Here is a 19,331-nt window from a genome sequence, read left to right on the forward strand (position 1 = left end):
TATGCTGGCCTATACCCTACGCCGCCTGCTGCTGATTATCCCGACCCTGCTGGGCATCCTGGTCATCAACTTCATCATCATCCAGGCCGCCCCCGGTGGCCCGGTAGAGCAGATGATCGCCAAGCTCGAAGGTTTCGAGGGCGCCACCAGCCGGATTGCCGGCGGCGGCGCCGAAGTGTCGGTAGCCGGTTCCAACTACCGCGGCGCGCAAGGCCTGGATCCGGCCCTGATCAAGGAAATCGAGCGCATGTACGGCTTCGACAAGTCGGCGCCGGAACGCCTGTGGATCATGATCAAGAACTATGCCCGGCTCGATTTCGGCGAAAGCTTCTTCCGCGATGCCAAGGTCATCGACCTTATCGCAGAAAAGCTCCCGGTCTCGATTTCCCTGGGGCTGTGGAGCACCCTGATCATGTACCTGGTCTCGATCCCCCTGGGCATCGCCAAGGCCACCCGCCACGGCAGCCATTTCGACGTCTGGACCAGTTCGGCGATCATCATCGGCTACGCAATCCCGGCGTTCCTGTTTGCCATTCTGCTGATCGTACTGTTCGCAGGGGGTAGCTACTTCGACTGGTTCCCGCTGCGCGGCCTGACGTCGAACAACTTCGATGAACTGAGCACCACCGGCAAGATCCTCGACTACTTCTGGCACCTGGTACTACCGGTGACCGCACTGGTAATCGGCAACTTCGCGACCATGACCCTGCTGACCAAGAACAGCTTCCTTGACGAGATCAACAAGCAGTATGTGATCACCGCCAAGGCCAAGGGCCTGAGCAATAATCGTGTGCTTTACGGGCATGTGTTCCGCAATGCCATGCTGCTGGTGATTGCCGGCTTCCCCTCGGCCTTCATCGGCATTTTCTTCACTGGCTCGCTGTTGGTGGAGGTGATTTTCTCGCTCGACGGCCTGGGCCTGATGAGCTTCGAGGCAGCCATCAACCGTGACTACCCGGTGGTGTTCGGCACGCTGTTCATCTTCACCTTGCTGGGGCTGGTCGTGAAACTGATCGGCGACCTGACCTACACCCTGGTCGACCCACGCATCGACTTTGAAAGCCGGGAGCAATGAGATGAAACTGTCACCGCTCAATCGCCGGCGTTTTGAACGCTTCAAAGCCAACCGCCGTGGCTGGTGGTCGCTCTGGCTGTTCCTGATCCTTTTCGGCCTGAGCCTGGGCGCGGAACTGATCGCCAACGATAAACCCCTCGCCGTGCGCTATGACGGCCAGTGGTACTTCCCGGCGGTCAAACGCTACCCGGAAACCACCTTTGGCGGCGAGTTTCCGCTGGAGCCCAACTACAAGAGCCCGTACATCCGCGAACTGCTGGCCGCCAAGGACAGCTGGGTACTCTGGGCGCCCATTCCTTTCAGCTACCAGAGCATCAACTATGACCTGAAAGTCCCCGCCCCCGCGCCACCCTCGGCACAAAACTGGCTGGGCACCGACGACCAAGGGCGCGATGTGCTGGCGCGGGTAATCTATGGCTTTCGGATCTCGGTGCTGTTCGCACTGACCCTGACGATCCTGAGCTCGATCATCGGCGTGATCAGCGGCGCCCTGCAGGGTTTCTATGGTGGCTGGGTAGACTTGGCCGGGCAGCGCTTCCTGGAGATCTGGTCAGGCTTGCCAGTGCTTTACCTGCTGATCATCCTGGCCAGTTTCGTGCAGCCGAACTTCTGGTGGCTACTGGGCATCATGCTGTTGTTTTCCTGGATGAGCCTGGTCGACGTGGTGCGTGCCGAATTCCTGCGCGGGCGCAATCTGGAGTACGTGCGTGCGGCGCGAGCCCTCGGCATGCAAAATGGCGCGATCATGTTCCGGCATATCCTGCCCAACGCCATGGTCTCGACCATGACCTTCATGCCCTTCATTCTCACCGGCGCAATCGGCACCCTGACCGCACTGGACTTCCTCGGCTTCGGCCTGCCGCCTGGTGCTCCATCGCTGGGTGAACTGGTCGCACAGGGCAAGTCCAACCTGCAAGCACCGTGGCTGGGTATCAGTGCGTTTGCAGTACTGGCGCTGATGCTTAGCCTGCTGGTGTTCATCGGTGAATCCGCCCGCGATGCCTTCGACCCGAGGAAATAAGATGAATCAGGACAATTTGATCGAAGTCCGCGACCTTTCCGTCGAATTCGTCGTCGGCGACCAGATACAACGGGCCGTCGAACATATCAGTTTCGATATTCGCCGCGGCGAGACGCTGGCCCTGGTGGGCGAAAGCGGCTCAGGCAAATCGGTGACGGCTCACTCGATCCTGCGCCTGCTGCCCTACCCGATCGCCCGCCACCCCTCCGGCAGCATCCACTATGAGCAACGCGACCTGCTGAAACTGGACGAAAAGCAAATGCGCCACATCCGTGGCAACCGCATTGCGATGATCTTCCAGGAGCCGATGACCTCGCTTAACCCGCTGCACACCATCGAAAAGCAGATCAACGAAGTACTGCTGCTGCACAAAGGCCTGACGGGTAAAGCCGCCACCGAGCGCACCCTGGAGCTGCTGGACCTGGTGGGAATTCCCGAACCGGTCAAACGCCTCAAGGCGCTCCCGCACGAACTCTCTGGTGGCCAACGTCAACGGGTAATGATCGCCATGGCCCTGGCCAACGAGCCGGAGTTGCTGATCGCCGACGAACCGACCACCGCGCTGGACGTGACCGTCCAACTGAAAATTCTCAACTTGCTCAGGGAGCTGCAGTCGCGGTTGGGCATGGCCATGCTGCTGATCAGCCATGATTTGAACCTGGTAAAAAGAATTGCACATCGCGTATGTGTCATGCAGCGCGGTTGTATCGTCGAACAAGCGTCGTGCAACGAATTGTTCAGTGCTCCACAGCATCCGTATACCCAGATGCTGCTGGGCGCAGAGCCCAGTGGGCAGCCTGCGAACAACCCGATCGGCAAGCCGCTACTGGAGGTCGAAGACCTACGTGTGTGGTTCCCGATCAAAAAAGGCCTGATGCGACGAACAGTCGATTACGTCAAGGCGGTGGACGGCATCAATTTCAGCCTGCCTCAGGGCCAAACCCTAGGGATTGTTGGCGAGAGTGGTTCCGGAAAGTCCACGCTGGGTTTGGCGATTCTGCGGTTGCTGCACAGCCAAGGTGCCATACGTTTTCAAGGAAAGGCGCTAGACTGCCTTTCTCAGCAACAGGTGCGGCCGTTCCGACGGCAGATGCAAGTGGTCTTCCAGGACCCTTTCGGCAGCCTCAGCCCGCGCATGTGCGTGAGCGATATCGTCGGTGAGGGCCTGCGCATCCATCGGATTGGCACGGCAGCAGAACAGGAACAGGCGATCATAGAGGCACTCAAGGAGGTAGGGCTGGATCCGGAAACCCGGCACCGCTACCCTCACGAGTTCTCTGGAGGCCAGCGACAACGAATTGCCATTGCCCGGGCATTGGTATTGAAACCGGCACTGATACTGCTGGACGAGCCCACTTCTGCGCTCGACCGGACCGTTCAGCGCCAAGTGGTGGAGCTGCTGCGTTCGCTACAGACCAAGTACAACCTGACCTACTTGTTTATCAGCCATGACCTGGCGGTGATCAAGGCGCTAAGCCACCAACTGATCGTGGTCAAGCAGGGCCAGGTGGTTGAACAAGGTCCGGCGGCAAGCATTTTCGCTGCACCGCAACATACTTATACACAGCAGCTGCTGGAAGCGGCCTTTTTGGCCCCAACAGCTGTCGATTAACCTGAAGAGGAACAACACATGGGTTTTCTCGCCGGTAAGCGCGTACTGATCGTCGGTGTCGCAAGCAAACTGTCCATCGCATCCGGTATTGCTGCAGCCATGCATCGCGAGGGCGCAGAACTTGCCTTCACCTACCAGAACGAAAAGCTCAAGGGCCGCGTCGAAGAGTTCGCCGCTGGCTGGGGCTCCAGCCCTGAGCTGTGCTTCCCCTGTGACGTTGCCAGCGACGAAGAGATCGCCAAGGTCTTCGAGGAACTGAGCAAGAAGTGGGACGGCCTGGATTGCATCGTGCACTCGGTTGGCTTCGCCCCGGGCGACCAACTGGATGGCGACTTCACCGACGTCACCACCCGCGAAGGCTTCCGCATCGCCCACGACATCAGCGCCTACAGCTTCGTCGCCCTGGCCAAGGCCGGTCGCGAAATGATGAAAGGCCGTAATGGCAGCCTGCTGACCCTGTCCTACCTGGGTGCAGAGCGCACCATGCCGAACTACAACGTCATGGGCATGGCCAAGGCCAGCCTGGAAGCCGGCGTACGCTACCTGGCCGGCAGCCTGGGCCCAGAGGGCACCCGCGTGAACGCCGTTTCCGCTGGCCCGATCCGTACACTGGCTGCCTCCGGCATCAAGAGCTTCCGCAAGATGCTGGCTGCCAACGAAGCCCAGACCCCACTGCGTCGTAACGTCACCATCGAGGAAGTCGGCAACGCTGGCGCCTTCCTCTGCTCCGACCTGGCGTCGGGCATCAGCGGCGAAATCATGTACGTAGACGGCGGCTTCAACACCACCGCCATGGGCGATCTCTCCGAGTAAGCCACAGCCGTAGTTGCAAACAAACCCCCGCTTTTTAGCGGGGGTTTGTATTTGTGGGCCAACGATACAGACGCCAAGCCTGCATCCCACAGGAAGCTGTAGGCCGTGGCGCTTGCCTCAAACAAAAGCCCCTGGCCTTTCGGTCAGGGGCTTTGTCTGTTGCCGTTGCTGCTCTAGAGGAACGTCACTCAGTAGCGAGTGATGTCCGCCTTGGCTTCCAACTGCTTGCGGTAGGCTGCAAAGTCTTGCTGGCCAGCACGCGACGCCAGGAAGCGACGGTAGGCCGACTTCTCTTCGTCAGTGGCCGCAGAACCTTCGTTGACACCATCCAGACGCAGTACAACGAAGCTGCCATCGGCCAGGCTGACACTGCCGAAGAGCGGCTTGTCCTTGGCTTCAGGCTTGCCCATGCGGAACAGGGCTTGCAGTTCTACAGGATCGATACCGTCCTGATTACGCGTCACCGCTTCCTGCACCTTCCAGCTCTGGCCCTCATACGCCGCTGTCGGCGCGATCTTGCCGTCACGCAGGCCGGCAATCAGGGCTTCGCCTTTAGCCTTCACAGCAGCACTGGCGTGCTCCTTGGCCAGGTGCTTGCGAATGCTGTCGGCAACCGCTTCCAGCGGCAGCTGAGCCGGTTTGCGATGCTCTTTGACACGAATGACCACGACCGTTTCAGGGTCCAGCTCGATAGACGAACTGTTGGCACCCTCTTCCATGACTTCACGGCTGAACGCCGCCTGAATCACGGCACGGTTAGCCGTCACGCCTTCGCCACCTTCACGACCGAAAGGCTCGGAGGTCTTGACCTTCAAGCCCAGCTCCTGAGCTGGCTGGCTCAGGTCGGAGGCCTCGAATGCGGAGTCAACCAGCTGCTTGGTCGCCTCGACAAAGCGCTGCTCGACCTGCTGCGTCTTCAACTCTCGCGTCAGCTTGTCTTTCAGGCTGGCGAAACTTGGCACCTCAGGCGCTTGCACACCCAGCAGCTTGATCAGGTGAAAGCCGTAGTCGGTACGAACCGGGGCCGACACTTGATCCTTGTCCAGCGCGTACAGTGCCTCTTCGAAAGCCGGGTCGTAAACACCCTGACCCGCAAAGCCAAGGTCACCACCATTGCTGGCCGAGCCCGGGTCCTGCGAAAACTCCTTGGCCAGCGCGGTAAAGTCTTCACCTTTGGCCAGGCGCTGTTGAATCTCTTCGATACGAGCCTTGGCCTGCGCTTCATTCACCTTGTCGTTGACTTCGATGAGGATGTGCGCGGCATGACGCTGCTCGGCGAGGCCGGAAACTTCTTTCTCATACAGCGCCTGAAGCTCATCTTCATTGACACTGACCTGATCGAAGAACGCGGACTTCTTGAGCTCCAGGTAGTCGATGACCACTTGATCCGGGCTCATGAACTCCTTGGCGTGCGCGTCGTAGTGAGCCTTGATCTCGTCGTCGCTCACCTTGCTCGCAGCAACATCTGCCTTGAAGGTGATGGAGGCGAAGTCACGGGTCTGTTTTTCCAGACGGGCGAATGCCTCAACCTGCGAGTCGGTCACAAAACCGCTTCCGGCAAGGCCGGTACGCAGTTGGCCAATGAGCATTTCCTGCGCCAGCATCTCGCGGAACTGCAGACGGCCGTAACCCATCTGCCGAATGACCTGGTCGAAGCGCTCGGCACTGAACTTGCCGTCAACCTGGAACTCCGGCGTCTGCAGGATCAACTGGTCCAGCGCCGCTTCGGAGAACGCGAATTTAGCGTCGTGGGCCCCTTGAAGCAGCAACTTGCGATCGATCAGCCCCTTGAGTGCCGCTTCGCGCAACATGTTTTCATCCAACAGGGAGGCGTCAAAATCCTTGCCCAACTGTTGCATCAGCTGACGACGTTGCATGTCGACCGCTTGGCTCAGCTCGTTCTGGCTAATGGCATCGCCATTGACCTTGGCAGCGTCCTGGCTGTGGCTGGTGGCCTGGAAGATGGCATCGACGCCGGTCAGCGCCATCAAGGCTACGATGACACCGATGATGGTCTTGGCAATCCAACCTTGTGAATTGTCCCTGATATTCTGCAGCATGCGTCCCCCAGAAACGGTTGTACTGATAAAGCAACCGTGGAGCGTGGGTAGAGTCCTGATAGAAGAAAGGCGCATCCGAGGATGCGCCTTCTCGTAGCTGGCGAAGCGGTCGAAAGCGGGATATCTAAGCTTTCGGAGGAGACGCCTCTCGAGAGGCTTGCCCCCTTTGCGCTTCGCTGTCGAACCAGGCCATGGCCTTATTCGACGAGGCGTAAGCCCGAAAGAAGCGACTTAGTTGACGGCTTCTTTCAGTGCTTTACCAGCTTTGAAGCCTGGCTTCTTGGCAGCAGGGATTTCCAGAGTCTTACCGGTTTGCGGGTTACGGCCAGTACGCGCAGGACGGTCGGTCACGGAGAACGTGCCGAAGCCTACCAGTACAACCGAGTCACCTGCCTTCAGGGCGCCGGTGACGGAGTCGATTACTGCATCCAGCGCACGGCCAGCTACAGCTTTCGGGATGTCAGCAGATGCAGCGATAGCGTCAATCAGTTCCGACTTGTTCACTCTAAGTCCCCTTATATCTCTATTGAGTTTGTTTCTAAGTATGTAATCAAAGCAAAACGATGCTGGGTGGCCAGTTGGCATTTAAGTGCCGCCCTATAAAAAAGGCTCTAACTGCCGCCAACCAAGCCCCCCAACCAAATACGTATTAATGCGTGCTGATTCTTTCCTTGGAATCACCGTCGCGCTTTTCATCCTTTGCGACAATCTCGGGAGCCACATCTGGCAAGGGCTCCGGGGCGTATTGCAGCGCAATTTGGAGGACTTCGTCAATCCATTTCACGGGTTTAATCTGCAGATCCCGCTTAATATTCTCAGGAATTTCTTTCAGATCCCGCACATTCTCTTCCGGAATGATCACCGTCTTGATTCCGCCACGGTGTGCGGCCAGTAGTTTTTCCTTCAAACCACCAATCGCCAATACCTGACCACGCAGGGTAATTTCACCGGTCATTGCCACATCGGCACGCACCGGAATCTGGGTCAGTGCCGACACCAGCGCGGTGCACATACCGATACCTGCACTTGGACCGTCCTTCGGCGTGGCCCCTTCCGGCATGTGGATATGGGTGTCACGCTTCTCGTGGAAGTCAGCGGGAATACCCAAGCTCCGTGCCCGGCTACGGACGACGGTCTGCGCCGCGGTGATCGACTCAACCATGACATCGCCCAACGAACCGGTCTTGATCAACTGGCCCTTGCCTGGCACCACAGCCGCTTCGATGGTCAGCAATTCGCCACCCACCTGGGTCCAGGCCAGCCCAGTAACCTGGCCAACCTGATCCTGCTGCTCAGCCAGACCATAACGGAACTTGCGAACGCCGAGGAAATGCTCGAGCTGATCGCCACTCACCTTGACGGCCACCTGCTTGTGCCCGGTGTGTTCCTTGACCACCTTGCGGCAAACCTTGGCAATCTGACGCTCAAGGCCACGCACACCGGCTTCACGGGTGTAGTAGCGAATGATGTCGCGAATCGCCGTGGTGTCGATATCCAACTCGCCTTTTTTCAAGCCGTTGGCCTTGATCTGCTTCGGCACCAGGTACTTGACGGCGATGTTGATCTTTTCGTCCTCGGTGTACCCCGGCAAACGGATGACTTCCATACGGTCCAGCAGGGCTGGTGGAATGTTCATCGAGTTCGAGGTGCAGAGGAACATCACGTCCGACAGGTCGTAATCGACCTCAAGGTAGTGATCGTTGAAGTTGTGGTTCTGCTCTGGATCCAGCACTTCCAGCAGCGCCGACGCCGGGTCGCCACGCATGTCGCTGCCCATCTTGTCGATTTCATCGAGCAGGAACAGTGGGTTGCGTACACCAACCTTGGTCATTTTCTGGATCAGGCGACCCGGCATCGAGCCGATGTAGGTACGCCGGTGGCCACGAATCTCGGCCTCGTCACGCACGCCGCCCAGCGCCATGCGCACGAACTTGCGATTGGTCGCAGCCGCGATCGACTCTGCCAGGGACGTTTTACCGACACCGGGCGGACCCACCAGGCACAACACCGGACCACGGATCTTTTTGACCCGCTTCTGCACGGCGAGGTACTCAAGGATGCGCTCCTTGACCTCTTCCAGGCCATAGTGGTCGGCATCGAGGATTTCTTCGGCCTTGGCCAGGTCCAGGCGGACCTTGCTCTGAGCTTTCCACGGTACCTGAACCAGCCAGTCCAGATAGGAACGCACCACGGTCGCCTCAGCAGACATCGGCGACATCTGCTTGAGCTTGTTCAGCTCGGCTTGCGCCTTGGCGTAGGCATCCTTGGGCAGGCCTGCCTCGTCGATGCGCTTTTTCAGCTCTTCGACTTCGTTGTGACCTTCTTCGCTATCGCCCAGCTCTTTCTGAATGGCCTTCATCTGCTCATTCAGGTAGTACTCGCGCTGGCTGCGCTCCATTTGTTTCTTGACCCGGCCACGGATGCGCTTCTCGACCTGCAACAGGTCGATTTCGGCATCCAGCAAGGCCAGGACATGCTCAACCCGGGCACCCAGGTCGATGATTTCGAGGATTTCCTGTTTCTGCTCGATTTTCAGCGCCATGTGCGCGGCCATGGTGTCGACCAGACGACCCGGCTCATCGATGCTGTTCAGCGAGGACAGGACTTCAGCCGGGACTTTCTTGCCCAGCTGGACATATTGTTCGAACTGCGAAAGCAGCGTGCGCACGAACACTTCGGATTCGCGGTCAGCGGCTTCCGACTCGTCGATCAGTGCGACTTCGGCACGGATGTGCCCGTCAACTTCGTTGAAACGCTCGACAGCACCACGCTGCTCACCCTCGACCAGCACCTTGACGGTGCCATCAGGCAGTTTCAGCAGTTGCAGAACGGTAGCGATGGTGCCCACACGATACAGGGCGTCTTCGCCTGGATCATCGTCGGCTGGATTCTTCTGGGCCAGCAGGAGGATCTGCTTCTCGCCCGTCATCGCGGCCTCGAGGGCCTCGATGGACTTCTCGCGCCCCACAAACAGCGGGATAACCATGTGCGGATAGACGACAACATCACGCAATGGCAAAAGAGGCAAGTCGAGGGTTGTCTTCATGATTTCGCCTCTACAGCGGCCTTGTGGCCGTAAAACCGATGGAATTTGAGCTTGAACCTAATGTGGGGGCAGCCCCGGAAAAAAACAAGCTCTACGACAGGAAAAGCAAAGGGGCCCGAAGGCCCCTTGCTGATTCGAGCCGGTGAAGGGCTCAGGCATCAGGTGCAGCTTTGGCTTGCGGCTCGCTGTTCTCATAGATCAACAGCGGCTGCGAGGAACCATCGATGACACTCTCGTCGATCACCACCTTGCTGACATCCTTCTGCGAAGGAATCTCGTACATGGTGTCGAGCAGGATGCCTTCGAGAATGGAACGCAGGCCACGTGCGCCGGTCTTGCGCTCCAGTGCCTTGCGAGCAACTGAACGCAGCGCGTCGTTGCGGAACTCCAGGTCCACGCCTTCCATCTCGAACAACTTGGCGTACTGCTTGGTCAGGGCGTTCTTCGGCTCGGTCAGGATCTGCATCAAGGCAGCCTCATCCAGCTCGTCGAGGGTTGCCAACACGGGCAAACGACCGACGAACTCAGGGATCAGGCCAAACTTGACCAGATCGTCCGGCTCGACTTCACGCAGCGACTCGCCAACCTTCTTGCCTTCCTGCTTGCTGCGTACTTCGGCAGTGAAGCCGATGCCGCCGCGGGTGGAACGGCTCTGGATCACTTTTTCCAGGCCAGAGAACGCACCGCCGCAGATAAACAGGATGTTGCGCGTATCGACCTGCAGGAACTCCTGCTGCGGGTGCTTGCGGCCACCTTGCGGCGGAACGGAAGCGACCGTGCCTTCGATCAGCTTGAGCAGCGCTTGCTGCACGCCCTCACCCGACACATCGCGGGTAATCGACGGGTTGTCCGACTTACGCGAAATCTTGTCGATTTCGTCGATGTAGACAATACCCATCTGGGCCTTTTCGACGTCGTAGTCGCACTTTTGCAACAGCTTCTGAATGATGTTCTCGACATCCTCACCGACATAGCCCGCTTCAGTCAGCGTGGTGGCATCGGCGATGGTGAACGGCACATTCAGCAGGCGCGCCAAGGTTTCAGCGAGCAGCGTCTTGCCCGAACCAGTCGGGCCGATCAGCAGGATGTTGCTCTTGCCAAGTTCGACGTCGTCGTTTTTCTTGTCGCGTTGGTTCAGGCGCTTGTAGTGGTTGTACACCGCTACGGCCAAGACCTTTTTCGCGCGCTCCTGACCAATGACGTACTGGTCCAGGATGGCGCTGATTTCTTTCGGCGAAGGCAATTTATGCGCACTGCTCTCGGCCTGGGCTTCCTGCACCTCCTCACGGATGATGTCGTTGCACAGGTCGACGCACTCGTCGCAGATAAATACCGAGGGGCCGGCAATCAACTTGCGCACTTCATGCTGGCTTTTGCCGCAGAAGGAGCAATAGAGCAATTTGCCGTTGTCCTCGCCGTTACGGGTGTCAGTCATTCGATCGATCCAATCCGGTAGGCTTGCAACACAAGATGAAGGCAATTGCGGGCTTTTTCAAGTCCGCAGGTGGCTGGGCGGGCCCAGCACCTGCTTTTGAGTCGATCAAGCAGTCATTTGACGCTTGTCGAACACCGAGTCGATCAGGCCGTACTCGGCAGCGCGTTGAGCGCTCATGAAGTTGTCACGGTTGGTGTCACGCTCGATGGTTTCGATCGACTGGCCGGTGTGGAACGCCAGCAGTTCGTTCAGACGCGAACGGATCGAAAGAATTTCCTTGGCATGGATGTCGATGTCCGACGCCTGACCCTGGAAACCACCCAGCGGCTGGTGAATCATCATCCGCGAGTTCGGCAGGCAATGACGCTTGCCCTTGGCACCACCGGCCAACAGGAACGCACCCATGCTGCAGGCCTGGCCGATGCAGATGGTGGAGACGTCTGGCTTGATGAACTGCATGGTGTCGTAGATCGACATGCCCGCAGTCACCGAACCACCCGGCGAGTTGATATAGAGATGGATATCCTTGTCCGGGTTTTCCGCTTCAAGGAACAGCATCTGCGCCGCTACCAGGTTAGCCATGTAGTCCTCTACCGGGCCAACCAGGAAGATGATCCGCTCCTTCAAGAGGCGCGAATAAATATCGTAGGCACGTTCGCCACGAGCGGATTGCTCGATAACCATCGGGACCAGACCGCCTGCGGCCTGGATGTCAGAGCTCTGCTGATAATAAGAATTGCGGGACATGTCCTGCACTCACTCCCAAATAGTCATGTCTTGAATACGCATAAGCCAGCACGAAGGCTGGCTTATGGTGTTTTCCTACGCGAGAAGGAAATCAGTCGGCAGTTGGTGCTTGCGCCGGCTTGACAGCTTCTTCGTAAGAGACCGATTTATCGGTCACAGTCGCTTTCTGCAGAACAGTATCCACAACTTGTTCTTCCAGCACAACCGAACGAACTTCGTTCAGTTGCTGGTCGTTCTTGTAGTACCACGCCACGACTTGCTCAGGCTCCTGGTAGGCCGAAGCCATTTCCTGGATCAGCTCACGTACGCGGTCTTCGTCCGGCTTCAGCTCGTTCTGCTTGACCACTTCGGCGACGATCAGGCCCAGCACGACGCGACGCTTGGCTTGCTCTTCGAACAGCTCAGCAGGCAGTTGCTCTGGCTTGATGTTGCCACCGAACTGTTGAACGGCTTGAACGCGCAGGCGGTTCACTTCGTTTTCCAGCAGGGCCTTTGGTACTTCGATCGGGTTGGCAGCCAGCAGGCCGTCCATTACCTGATTCTTGACCTTGGTCTTGATCGCCTGACGCAGTTCACGCTCCATGTTCTTGCGAACTTCGGCGCGGAAACCATCGACACCGGCTTCCTTGATACCGAACTGGGCGAAGAACTCTTCGGTCAGCTCAGGCAGCTTGGGCTCGGAAACGCTGTTGACGGTAACGGTGAACTCGGCAGCCTTGTTGGCCAGGTCCAGGTTCTGGTAGTTCTCAGGGAAGGTCAGGTTCAGAACGCGCTCTTCACCGGCCTTGGCACCGACCAGACCTTCTTCGAAGCCTGGGATCATGCGACCGGAGCCCAGCACCAGCTGAGTGCCCTTGGCCGAACCACCGGCGAAGGCTTCGCCATCGATCTTGCCAACGAAATCAATGTTCAGCTGGTCTTCGTTCTGAGCAGCACGCTCTGCCACTTCGTAACGGACGTTCTGCTTGCGCAGTACTTCCAGCATGTTGTCCAGGTCGGCGTCAGCCACTTCGGCGCTCAGGCGCTCAACGGCGATCGACTCAAAACCGGCAACGGCGAACTCAGGGAATACTTCGAAGGTGGCAACGTATTCCAGGTCCTTGCCCTTTTCGAACACTTTCGGCTCGACGGCAGGGGCGCCAGCAGGGTTCAGCTTCTGCTCAACCACAGCTTCATAGAACGTGGCCTGGATCAGGTCGCCCAGGGCTTCCTGACGGGCTGCGTCTTCGTAACGCTGACGAATCACGCTCATAGGCACTTTGCCAGGACGGAAGCCTGGGACCTTGGCGCGACGGGCAGTCTGTTGCAGACGCTTGTTGACTTCGGTCTCGATGCGCTCGGCCGGAACGCCGATGGTCATGCGGCGCTCGAGAGCGGAAGTATTTTCAACAGAAACTTGCATGGATATTCCTCGTTGCACAGACGTTAGCCGGCGATACCCGACTCCAGAATCAAGGGCAAGCATTCTAGTAGCTCAAACACCAGAAGTCACCCCGTTCAAGACGACGGGAAACCACACCGGTCCTTTTGTATGAAGGGGTATCGGCCAAAATGGCCAGACACCCGCAAACCAAGGCGCACCGGGCACTACGAGACGGTGCTCGATTTTGCCCACACCCTTGGCAAATCTTTTCAAAACACTACACGACGCTCATCACGGCGCGGCTTCATCGAGCTCATTGAGCCCGCAGTACTCTTCCCAGCTCATGCCCAATGCCTCGGCCACTTCACGATGCACTTCCAGGCGCATGGCCTGCAGCTCCTCGGGAGATGCTGCAATCAGCTGCAGCGCCAGTTCCCAGGGCTGGAGCCCCTGCGTCTCGGCTTCATCCTCGAACGCCCACTGGATCTGTTGCGCCTGATCATGCTCGCTAAGCTGGGCAATTTCAGCCAGCAACTGCGGATTGGCCTCGGCGAAACGCTCCAGGGCAACCGCCTGGCGGAACTCTTTTGCGATCATATAGCTCTTCCTTCCTGCAGCCGACAGCTCGACCACTACCTCAACCGCCTGAAATCTATCAGCTTTCAGGCCATTGTCACCACCCGTGCGCACGCTGAACACCTTGGCGACACGGGTCTTTGCGACGCCGACGATCAGATAGTGCTCATCTGATCCAGATCAAACCCGGCCAGGCCTTTTGCGATTCAATTGAAACCTGAACATCAAGACTGCCCTTCGCACACTGATCCCAGTGCCTGACTCGCACCCATATTCCGGGCAAATCACCGCGCAAACAAAGGCAACAACTGTCGAAAACCACTGTAAAGGAGATATGAAAATGGCTAACTCCGTAAAAAAAATGCCGGTCCAGCAAGAAGAAAAACCCGGCCAACACTTGGCCACCTCAGATTTGTGGCGCCCCTTCGAAAAACTCCGCCAGCAGGTTGATCACCTGTTCGAGGATTTCAACCGAGGCTCGCTTTCCACCCCATTCGGCCGGGGCCTGTTTGACGCCGAACCCTTCTGGCGCAGGGAACTGATCAGCCGCAATGTACCCGCCGTGGACATTTCCGATAAAGAAAAAAGCTACGAAATCACAGCCGAACTTCCCGGCATGGACGAAAAAAACATCGAGGTCAAACTGTCCAATGGCAGCCTGATCATCAAAGGCGAAAAGAAAGAAGACAAGGAAGAGAAAAGAAAGGGCTACTACCTCTCCGAGCGCCACTACGGCTCGTTTGAACGGGTATTCAACCTGCCCAAAGAGGTCGACGCCGACAAAATCGAAGCCAGCTTCAGTAAAGGCATACTGACAGTATCGCTACCGAAAAAGCCTGAAGCCATCAAGCCAGAAAAGGTCGTGCCCATTAAAAGCAGCTGATGCTGCGCACCTGCCCCTTGTCGCGCCCACACAAGGGGCATCTGGGAAAATGCCACAGCCCCTAACAGAGCGATCACCTCGATTCTTGATGCGTCACCGACCGCTGCACATCAGTACGCATCGGAGAGCAGCAATGGACAAATACCAGCACAGCCAGAAAGACAAGCTGTTCAAAACAGACAAAACAGATCCATACCTGGAAGCGCACCGACCTGGTGGCTCAGCGCAATGCCCAGACTGTGGTGCCAAATACCATGCAGGCCAGTGGTCATGGCATGCTGACGCATCCCACGTTTCAGTCGAAAATTTTGTCTGCCCGGCCTGCAGGCGTATCGCCGATCGCGCAGTAGCGGGCCAAGTGCGGCTGGCAGGAGCATTTCTGCAAAAGCACCGCGAGGAACTTGTTCATCTTGTCCGCAATACAGAAGCAAGGGAAAAGGCCGAGCACGCCCTGGAACGACTGATTGATGTAACAGAGGATGGCGATGAGGTTCTGGTCACCACGACCGGCCTGCACCTGGCCAATCGCATCGGCCACGACCTGGAAGCTGCTTATGACGGAGACACCAGTTATCGCTACAGCGACAGCGAGTTCTACCTCAGCGTGGACTGGCGTCGAGACTGATTCGGCACAGATCAAACCCAGAGGTAAAAAACAGCAGTCAGAAACGACAAAGGGCAGCCACATGGGCTGCCCTTTTCGCCTGTTCATTCCCAAAGTGTTCCCAAAACGTTCCCATTTGAAGGGAAATCTTGAAAAACGCCTTTAAAAACAAACGCTTAGATGGTGCGGACGAAGAGACTCGAACTCTTACAGCTTGCGCCGCTGGAACCTAAATCCAGTGTGTCTACCAATTTCACCACGTCCGCGTAAAGCGTTTAAAGCAAAGGCGCCGGACTATTCATCGGGCGCCTTTTAGAATATGGGGTGGACGATGGGGATCGAACCCACGACAACAGGAGTCACAATCCTGTGCTCTACCAACTGAGCTACGCCCACCATATTACGTTACTGCTTCACTTGTGCCAAAGCTGCCTTAATGGCGCACCCGGCAGGACTCGAACCTGCGACCATCCGCTTAGAAGGCGGATGCTCTATCCAGCTGAGCTACGGGCGCATATTTAATCTGCTTTCGTTTAAGATTACAAACTAACTTTTCAGTCCCGCCAAACGAGCTTAAAATCTGCTCATTCTGCCTGACCTTGCTAACCAGTGCTAGGCTCTGCCCGACAAGTGCGACGAATGTTATAGACGAGTGGCAGGGTCGTCAACTCTTTTTTGAAAAAAATTCATTTTATTTAAGGGCTTAGAGCATTTGCCAGACCAAGCGCCTTTGCCCTAGGGCTGTGTCATGCGAGAATGCGCGCTCATTTTATTCCCTCTCGATGGTTAATCACGCGTCATGACTGCACAACTTATCGACGGCAAGGCGATCGCCGCCAACCTGCGCCAGCAGATCGCCCAACGTGTCGCGGAGCGCCGCCAGCAAGGCCTGCGCACTCCTGGCCTGGCAGTGATCCTGGTCGGCAACGACCCCGCCTCTCAAGTCTATGTTTCGCACAAGCGCAAGGATTGCGAAGAGGTCGGCTTTATCTCCCAGGCCTTTGACCTGCCCAGCGATACCACGCAGCAAGCCCTGACCGATCTGATCGATCGCCTTAATAACGACGCGAACATCGATGGCATCCTGTTGCAGTTGCCGCTTCCGGCACACCTGGATGCATCGCTGCTGCTTGAGCGCATCCGCCCGGACAAAGACGTCGATGGTTTCCATCCTTATAACGTCGGTCGCCTGGCTCAGCGCATTCCTCTGCTGCGCCCTTGCACGCCGAAAGGCATCATGACCCTGCTGCAGAGCACCGGTCAGGACCTGTACGGCATGAATGCCGTGGTGGTGGGGGCTTCGAACATCGTTGGCCGCCCAATGGCCATGGAGTTGCTGCTGGCAGGCTGCACCGTGACCGTCACCCACCGCTTCACCAAGGACCTGGCAGGCCACGTCGGCCGTGCCGACCTGGTAGTGGTTGCCGCCGGCAAGCCAGGCCTGGTCAAGGGTGAGTGGATCAAGGAAGGCGCGATCGTCATCGACGTCGGCATCAACCGTCAGGAAGATGGCAAGCTGGTCGGCGATGTGGTTTATGAAACCGCCCTGCCACGCGCAGGCTGGATCACGCCGGTTCCAGGTGGTGTAGGCCCGATGACCCGTGCCTGCCTGCTGGAGAACACCTTGTATGCGGCAGAAACGCTGCACAAATAAGGCATCAGGCAACTGAACGAACGGCACCTGCGAAGGTGCCGTTTTTGTTGGCGCCCGAAAAACCTGATCGCCTTTCAAACCCGCTCGCCCCCATCATCACAGCCGATTCCGCTGCATCACGACCGCATTCAGCTTTCCCGGCTGAGCGCCACACCGGCTTCAGCCGGGATTTACACGGCATCCCACGGACAATAGGCACATAGCCAACCCTGGATGCGTGCCTCGATGCAAACCACCAATACCGTCTTGATGATCCGCCCGGCGCGGTTCGCCTTCAACCCGGACACGGCCTTCAACAACCGCTTTCAGCAACCCTTTCTCGCCCCGGAACAGGCACAGCAGAAAGCGCTGGAAGAGTTCGATGGCTACGTCGACACCCTGCGCCAGCACGGCGTAGACGTACTGGTGGTGCAGGACACCCCTGCCCCTCACACCCCGGACTCGATCTTCCCCAACAACTGGTGGAGCAGCCACGCGGACGGCAGCCTGGTGCTGTATCCGATGGAGGGCCAGAACCGTCGCCTGGAGCGCAACAAAGGCGTACTGCGCGTTCTGGAAGAGCGCTTTGCAATTAACACCACCATCGACCTGAGCCCGCTGGAGCAGCAAAGCATGTTCCTCGAAGGCACCGGCAGCATGGTGCTGGACCGCGAGCACCGGATCAGCTACGCCTGCCACTCCGGGCGAACCCACACCGAAGCGCTGCGCCAGTTCGCCGAACAACTTGATTACCGCCTTTGCGTGTTCCATGCCGTCGACCGGCACCACGCGCCGATCTACCACAGCAACGTGATGATGAGCGTTGGCACTGAGCTCTCGGTGGTGTGCCTGCAAGCCCTGCCCGATGCGAGCGAGCGGCAGGCACTGGAGCGCTCCCTGCGCGACACCGGCAAAGACATCCTGGCACTGGACTTCGACCAGCTTGAAGGCTTCGCCGGCAACATGCTCGAAGTCCACGACAAGCAAGGCCAGCCGCTGCTGGTGATGTCGCGTAGCGCCTGGGCTTCGCTGAAGCCCGACCAACGCGAACAGGTCGAACAGCACAGCCGCCCGGTGGTGGTGAACATCGACAACATCGAACGCATTGGCGGTGGCAGCGCCCGCTGCATGCTCGCCGAAGTCCACCTGCCCGTGCGCAACTAAACTGATTATAAGAAGGAGAACAGCATGACCCGTTATCTGGATGTCACCGACCTGAGCCACTTGGTCACTCGTAAAGGTTTGAGCACCTGCCTGCGCGAGATGGCCGAGTACATCCGCCAGGACTACCTGCGCTGGCACGACTTTGAAAAGTGCGCGCGCCTGGCCAACCATTCGCCCGATGGTGTCATCGAATTGATGCCGGTATCCGATGCGAACCTGTATGCCTTCAAGTACGTCAACGGCCACCCCAAGAACACCCAGCGCGGCATGCTCACCGTCATGGCGTTTGGCGCGCTTGGCGATGTCGATACGGGCGCCCCGGTCCTGCTGAGCGAGATGACCCTGACCACCGCCCTGCGAACCGCCGCCACCTCGGCCCTGGCCGCACGCTACCTGGCGCGCCCGGGCAGCCGCAGCATGGCGCTGATCGGCAACGGCTCGCAGAGTGAATTTCAAGCCTTGGCATTCCATGCCCTGCTGGGCATCGAAGAGATCCGTCTGTACGACATCGATCCGCAGGCGACCGCCAAGCTGATCGCCAACCTCAGCACCTTCCCGGCACTGAAACTGATTCAGGCCAGCTCTGTGGCCGACGCCGTTCGCGGCGCCGATATCATCACCACGGTCACCGCCGACAAGGCCTACGCCACCATCCTCACCCCGGAGATGATCGAGCCAGGCATGCACCTCAATGCTGTCGGTGGCGACTGCCCAGGCAAGACTGAGCTGCACCGCAACATCGTCGAAAACGCCCGGGTGATTGTTGAGTACGAGCCACAAAGCCGTATCGAAGGCGAGATCCAGCAGATGCCGGCCGACTCACCGACCACCGAGTTCTGGCAAGTCGTGAACGGCCAGGCATCAGGCCGCGAAAATGACACCCAGGTGACCCTGTTCGACTCCGTCGGATTTGCCCTGGAGGACTATTCGGCCCTGCGCTATGTACTGGACGAGGCCACGGCACTCGGGATAGGCCGCCAGATCGAGCTGGTGCCTGAACTCAGCAACCCGAAAGACCTCTTCGCCCTGCTGCGCAACCCTGCCGAAACCCTGGCAAAAAAACGCGCCTGAATCCGCCAAACCTGCTGCGCCCAGGCGCGGCAGGTCGGAAACGGCTGTGCAAAAGCCAAAACAGGCAACGCCACAGCCGAATCGGCTGCACGGCAACCGTTAACAGCAAATTACGGTCGCCACGGCCGGCTGAAACGACACAAAAAAAAACCGCTCATCGCGCATTCTGAGGCCAGACCGAAGAGTCACTTCAAGACCCAAACAGCCTCACGATTTTTTACTGCCCTA

The 19,331-nt window shown here is 58.2% G+C and carries 16 protein-coding genes and 3 tRNA genes; 9 read left to right on the top strand and 10 right to left on the bottom strand.

Going from position 1 to position 19,331, the window contains the following annotated elements:
• Nucleotide 1: 1 nt before the first annotated feature.
• The 4 genes from AB7M23_RS21705 to fabI are packed head-to-tail and all read left to right on the top strand — an operon-like array spanning nt 2 to nt 4,521.
• A complete protein-coding gene (locus AB7M23_RS21705) occupies nt 2-1,075 on the top strand; it encodes a microcin C ABC transporter permease YejB (RefSeq protein WP_099775322.1) in 1,074 nt (357 codons plus the stop codon).
• A gap of 1 nt (nt 1,076) precedes the next feature.
• A complete protein-coding gene (locus AB7M23_RS21710) occupies nt 1,077-2,096 on the top strand; it encodes an ABC transporter permease (RefSeq protein ID WP_102051751.1) in 1,020 nt (339 codons plus the stop codon).
• Nucleotide 2,097: 1 nt separating this feature from the next.
• Complete coding sequence (locus AB7M23_RS21715; RefSeq protein WP_065761183.1) at nt 2,098-3,708, top strand: ABC transporter ATP-binding protein; 1,611 nt, start codon at nt 2,098-2,100, stop codon at nt 3,706-3,708.
• A gap of 18 nt (nt 3,709-3,726) precedes the next feature.
• Nucleotides 3,727-4,521 carry an enoyl-ACP reductase FabI gene (fabI, locus tag AB7M23_RS21720; protein ID WP_454242000.1) on the top strand — a complete coding sequence of 265 codons (795 nt, stop codon included), beginning with the start codon at nt 3,727-3,729 and terminating at the stop codon, nt 4,519-4,521.
• 188 nt (nt 4,522-4,709) lie between these two features.
• Here fabI and AB7M23_RS21725 read toward each other — a convergent pair whose 3' ends face one another.
• The 7 genes from AB7M23_RS21725 to AB7M23_RS21755 form a co-directional block, all read right to left on the bottom strand.
• Entirely contained in the window at nt 4,710-6,581 is a 1,872-nt protein-coding gene (locus AB7M23_RS21725) for a SurA N-terminal domain-containing protein (protein ID WP_454242001.1), read from the bottom strand.
• 231 nt (nt 6,582-6,812) lie between these two features.
• Nucleotides 6,813-7,085: an HU family DNA-binding protein gene (locus AB7M23_RS21730; protein WP_065761180.1), complete on the bottom strand. Its 273-nt coding sequence runs from the start codon at nt 7,083-7,085 to the stop codon at nt 6,813-6,815.
• Nucleotides 7,086-7,230: 145 nt separating this feature from the next.
• Nucleotides 7,231-9,627 (bottom strand): endopeptidase La, encoded by a 2,397-nt coding sequence (gene lon / locus AB7M23_RS21735; RefSeq protein WP_065761179.1) that lies wholly within the window; start codon nt 9,625-9,627, stop codon nt 7,231-7,233.
• A 151-nt stretch (nt 9,628-9,778) separates the two neighbouring features.
• Nucleotides 9,779-11,062, bottom strand: a complete 1,284-nt coding sequence (clpX, locus tag AB7M23_RS21740; protein ID WP_065761178.1) for an ATP-dependent Clp protease ATP-binding subunit ClpX — start codon at nt 11,060-11,062, stop codon at nt 9,779-9,781.
• 105 nt (nt 11,063-11,167) lie between these two features.
• Nucleotides 11,168-11,809, bottom strand: coding sequence for an ATP-dependent Clp endopeptidase proteolytic subunit ClpP (gene clpP / locus AB7M23_RS21745; RefSeq protein WP_065761177.1), 642 nt, complete (start codon nt 11,807-11,809; stop codon nt 11,168-11,170).
• A gap of 91 nt (nt 11,810-11,900) precedes the next feature.
• Entirely contained in the window at nt 11,901-13,211 is a 1,311-nt protein-coding gene (tig, locus tag AB7M23_RS21750; RefSeq protein WP_065761176.1) for a trigger factor, read from the bottom strand.
• Nucleotides 13,212-13,463: 252 nt separating this feature from the next.
• Nucleotides 13,464-13,769: a DUF6388 family protein gene (locus tag AB7M23_RS21755; RefSeq protein WP_065761175.1), complete on the bottom strand. Its 306-nt coding sequence runs from the start codon at nt 13,767-13,769 to the stop codon at nt 13,464-13,466.
• 319 nt (nt 13,770-14,088) lie between these two features.
• On the opposite strand from AB7M23_RS21755, the gene AB7M23_RS21760 reads away from it, so the two are divergent.
• A complete protein-coding gene (locus AB7M23_RS21760) occupies nt 14,089-14,631 on the top strand; it encodes an Hsp20/alpha crystallin family protein (protein ID WP_454242207.1) in 543 nt (180 codons plus the stop codon).
• A gap of 133 nt (nt 14,632-14,764) precedes the next feature.
• Entirely contained in the window at nt 14,765-15,256 is a 492-nt protein-coding gene (locus AB7M23_RS21765; RefSeq protein ID WP_454242002.1) for a BCAM0308 family protein, read from the top strand.
• 160 nt (nt 15,257-15,416) lie between these two features.
• On the opposite strand, the gene AB7M23_RS21770 is transcribed toward AB7M23_RS21765, so the two are convergent.
• The 3 genes from AB7M23_RS21770 to AB7M23_RS21780 form a co-directional block, all read right to left on the bottom strand.
• Nucleotides 15,417-15,501, bottom strand: a tRNA-Leu gene (locus AB7M23_RS21770).
• A 54-nt stretch (nt 15,502-15,555) separates the two neighbouring features.
• Nucleotides 15,556-15,631 (bottom strand) — tRNA-His (locus tag AB7M23_RS21775).
• A gap of 41 nt (nt 15,632-15,672) precedes the next feature.
• Nucleotides 15,673-15,749 (bottom strand) — tRNA-Arg (locus tag AB7M23_RS21780).
• Nucleotides 15,750-16,034: 285 nt separating this feature from the next.
• On the opposite strand from AB7M23_RS21780, the gene folD reads away from it, so the two are divergent.
• The 3 genes from folD to AB7M23_RS21795 all read left to right on the top strand — a co-directional run bounded on the left by folD (nt 16,035) and on the right by AB7M23_RS21795 (nt 19,103).
• A complete protein-coding gene (folD, locus tag AB7M23_RS21785; protein ID WP_065761832.1) occupies nt 16,035-16,889 on the top strand; it encodes a bifunctional methylenetetrahydrofolate dehydrogenase/methenyltetrahydrofolate cyclohydrolase FolD in 855 nt (284 codons plus the stop codon).
• 225 nt (nt 16,890-17,114) lie between these two features.
• Entirely contained in the window at nt 17,115-18,032 is a 918-nt protein-coding gene (ctlX, locus tag AB7M23_RS21790) for a citrulline utilization hydrolase CtlX (RefSeq protein WP_454242003.1), read from the top strand.
• Between the two features lie 24 nt (nt 18,033-18,056).
• On the top strand, nt 18,057-19,103 hold the full coding sequence (locus AB7M23_RS21795; RefSeq protein WP_454242004.1) for an ornithine cyclodeaminase: 1,047 nt from the start codon (nt 18,057-18,059) through the stop codon (nt 19,101-19,103).
• Nucleotides 19,104-19,331: the final 228 nt, after the last annotated feature.

The organism is Pseudomonas sp. HLS-6 TE3448 (genome assembly GCF_053629555.1).

What these genes read in the sequence shown, in the direction of transcription:
- AB7M23_RS21710 (WP_102051751.1), top strand. Translation starts at nt 1,077, where the DNA reads ATGAAACTGTCACCGCTCAATCGCCGGCGTTTTGAACGCTTCAAAGCC.
- AB7M23_RS21705 (WP_099775322.1), top strand. Translation starts at nt 2, where the DNA reads ATGCTGGCCTATACCCTACGCCGCCTGCTGCTGATTATCCCGACCCTG.
- folD (WP_065761832.1), top strand. Translation starts at nt 16,035, where the DNA reads ATGACTGCACAACTTATCGACGGCAAGGCGATCGCCGCCAACCTGCGC.
- AB7M23_RS21760 (WP_454242207.1), top strand. Translation starts at nt 14,089, where the DNA reads ATGGCTAACTCCGTAAAAAAAATGCCGGTCCAGCAAGAAGAAAAACCC.
- fabI (WP_454242000.1), top strand. Translation starts at nt 3,727, where the DNA reads ATGGGTTTTCTCGCCGGTAAGCGCGTACTGATCGTCGGTGTCGCAAGC.
- AB7M23_RS21755 (WP_065761175.1), bottom strand. Translation starts at nt 13,769, where the DNA reads ATGATCGCAAAAGAGTTCCGCCAGGCGGTTGCCCTGGAGCGTTTCGCC.
- clpP (WP_065761177.1), bottom strand. Translation starts at nt 11,809, where the DNA reads ATGTCCCGCAATTCTTATTATCAGCAGAGCTCTGACATCCAGGCCGCA.
- clpX (WP_065761178.1), bottom strand. Translation starts at nt 11,062, where the DNA reads ATGACTGACACCCGTAACGGCGAGGACAACGGCAAATTGCTCTATTGC.
- AB7M23_RS21715 (WP_065761183.1), top strand. Translation starts at nt 2,098, where the DNA reads ATGAATCAGGACAATTTGATCGAAGTCCGCGACCTTTCCGTCGAATTC.
- AB7M23_RS21725 (WP_454242001.1), bottom strand. Translation starts at nt 6,581, where the DNA reads ATGCTGCAGAATATCAGGGACAATTCACAAGGTTGGATTGCCAAGACC.
- tig (WP_065761176.1), bottom strand. Translation starts at nt 13,211, where the DNA reads ATGCAAGTTTCTGTTGAAAATACTTCCGCTCTCGAGCGCCGCATGACC.
- ctlX (WP_454242003.1), top strand. Translation starts at nt 17,115, where the DNA reads ATGCAAACCACCAATACCGTCTTGATGATCCGCCCGGCGCGGTTCGCC.
- AB7M23_RS21765 (WP_454242002.1), top strand. Translation starts at nt 14,765, where the DNA reads ATGGACAAATACCAGCACAGCCAGAAAGACAAGCTGTTCAAAACAGAC.
- AB7M23_RS21795 (WP_454242004.1), top strand. Translation starts at nt 18,057, where the DNA reads ATGACCCGTTATCTGGATGTCACCGACCTGAGCCACTTGGTCACTCGT.
- lon (WP_065761179.1), bottom strand. Translation starts at nt 9,627, where the DNA reads ATGAAGACAACCCTCGACTTGCCTCTTTTGCCATTGCGTGATGTTGTC.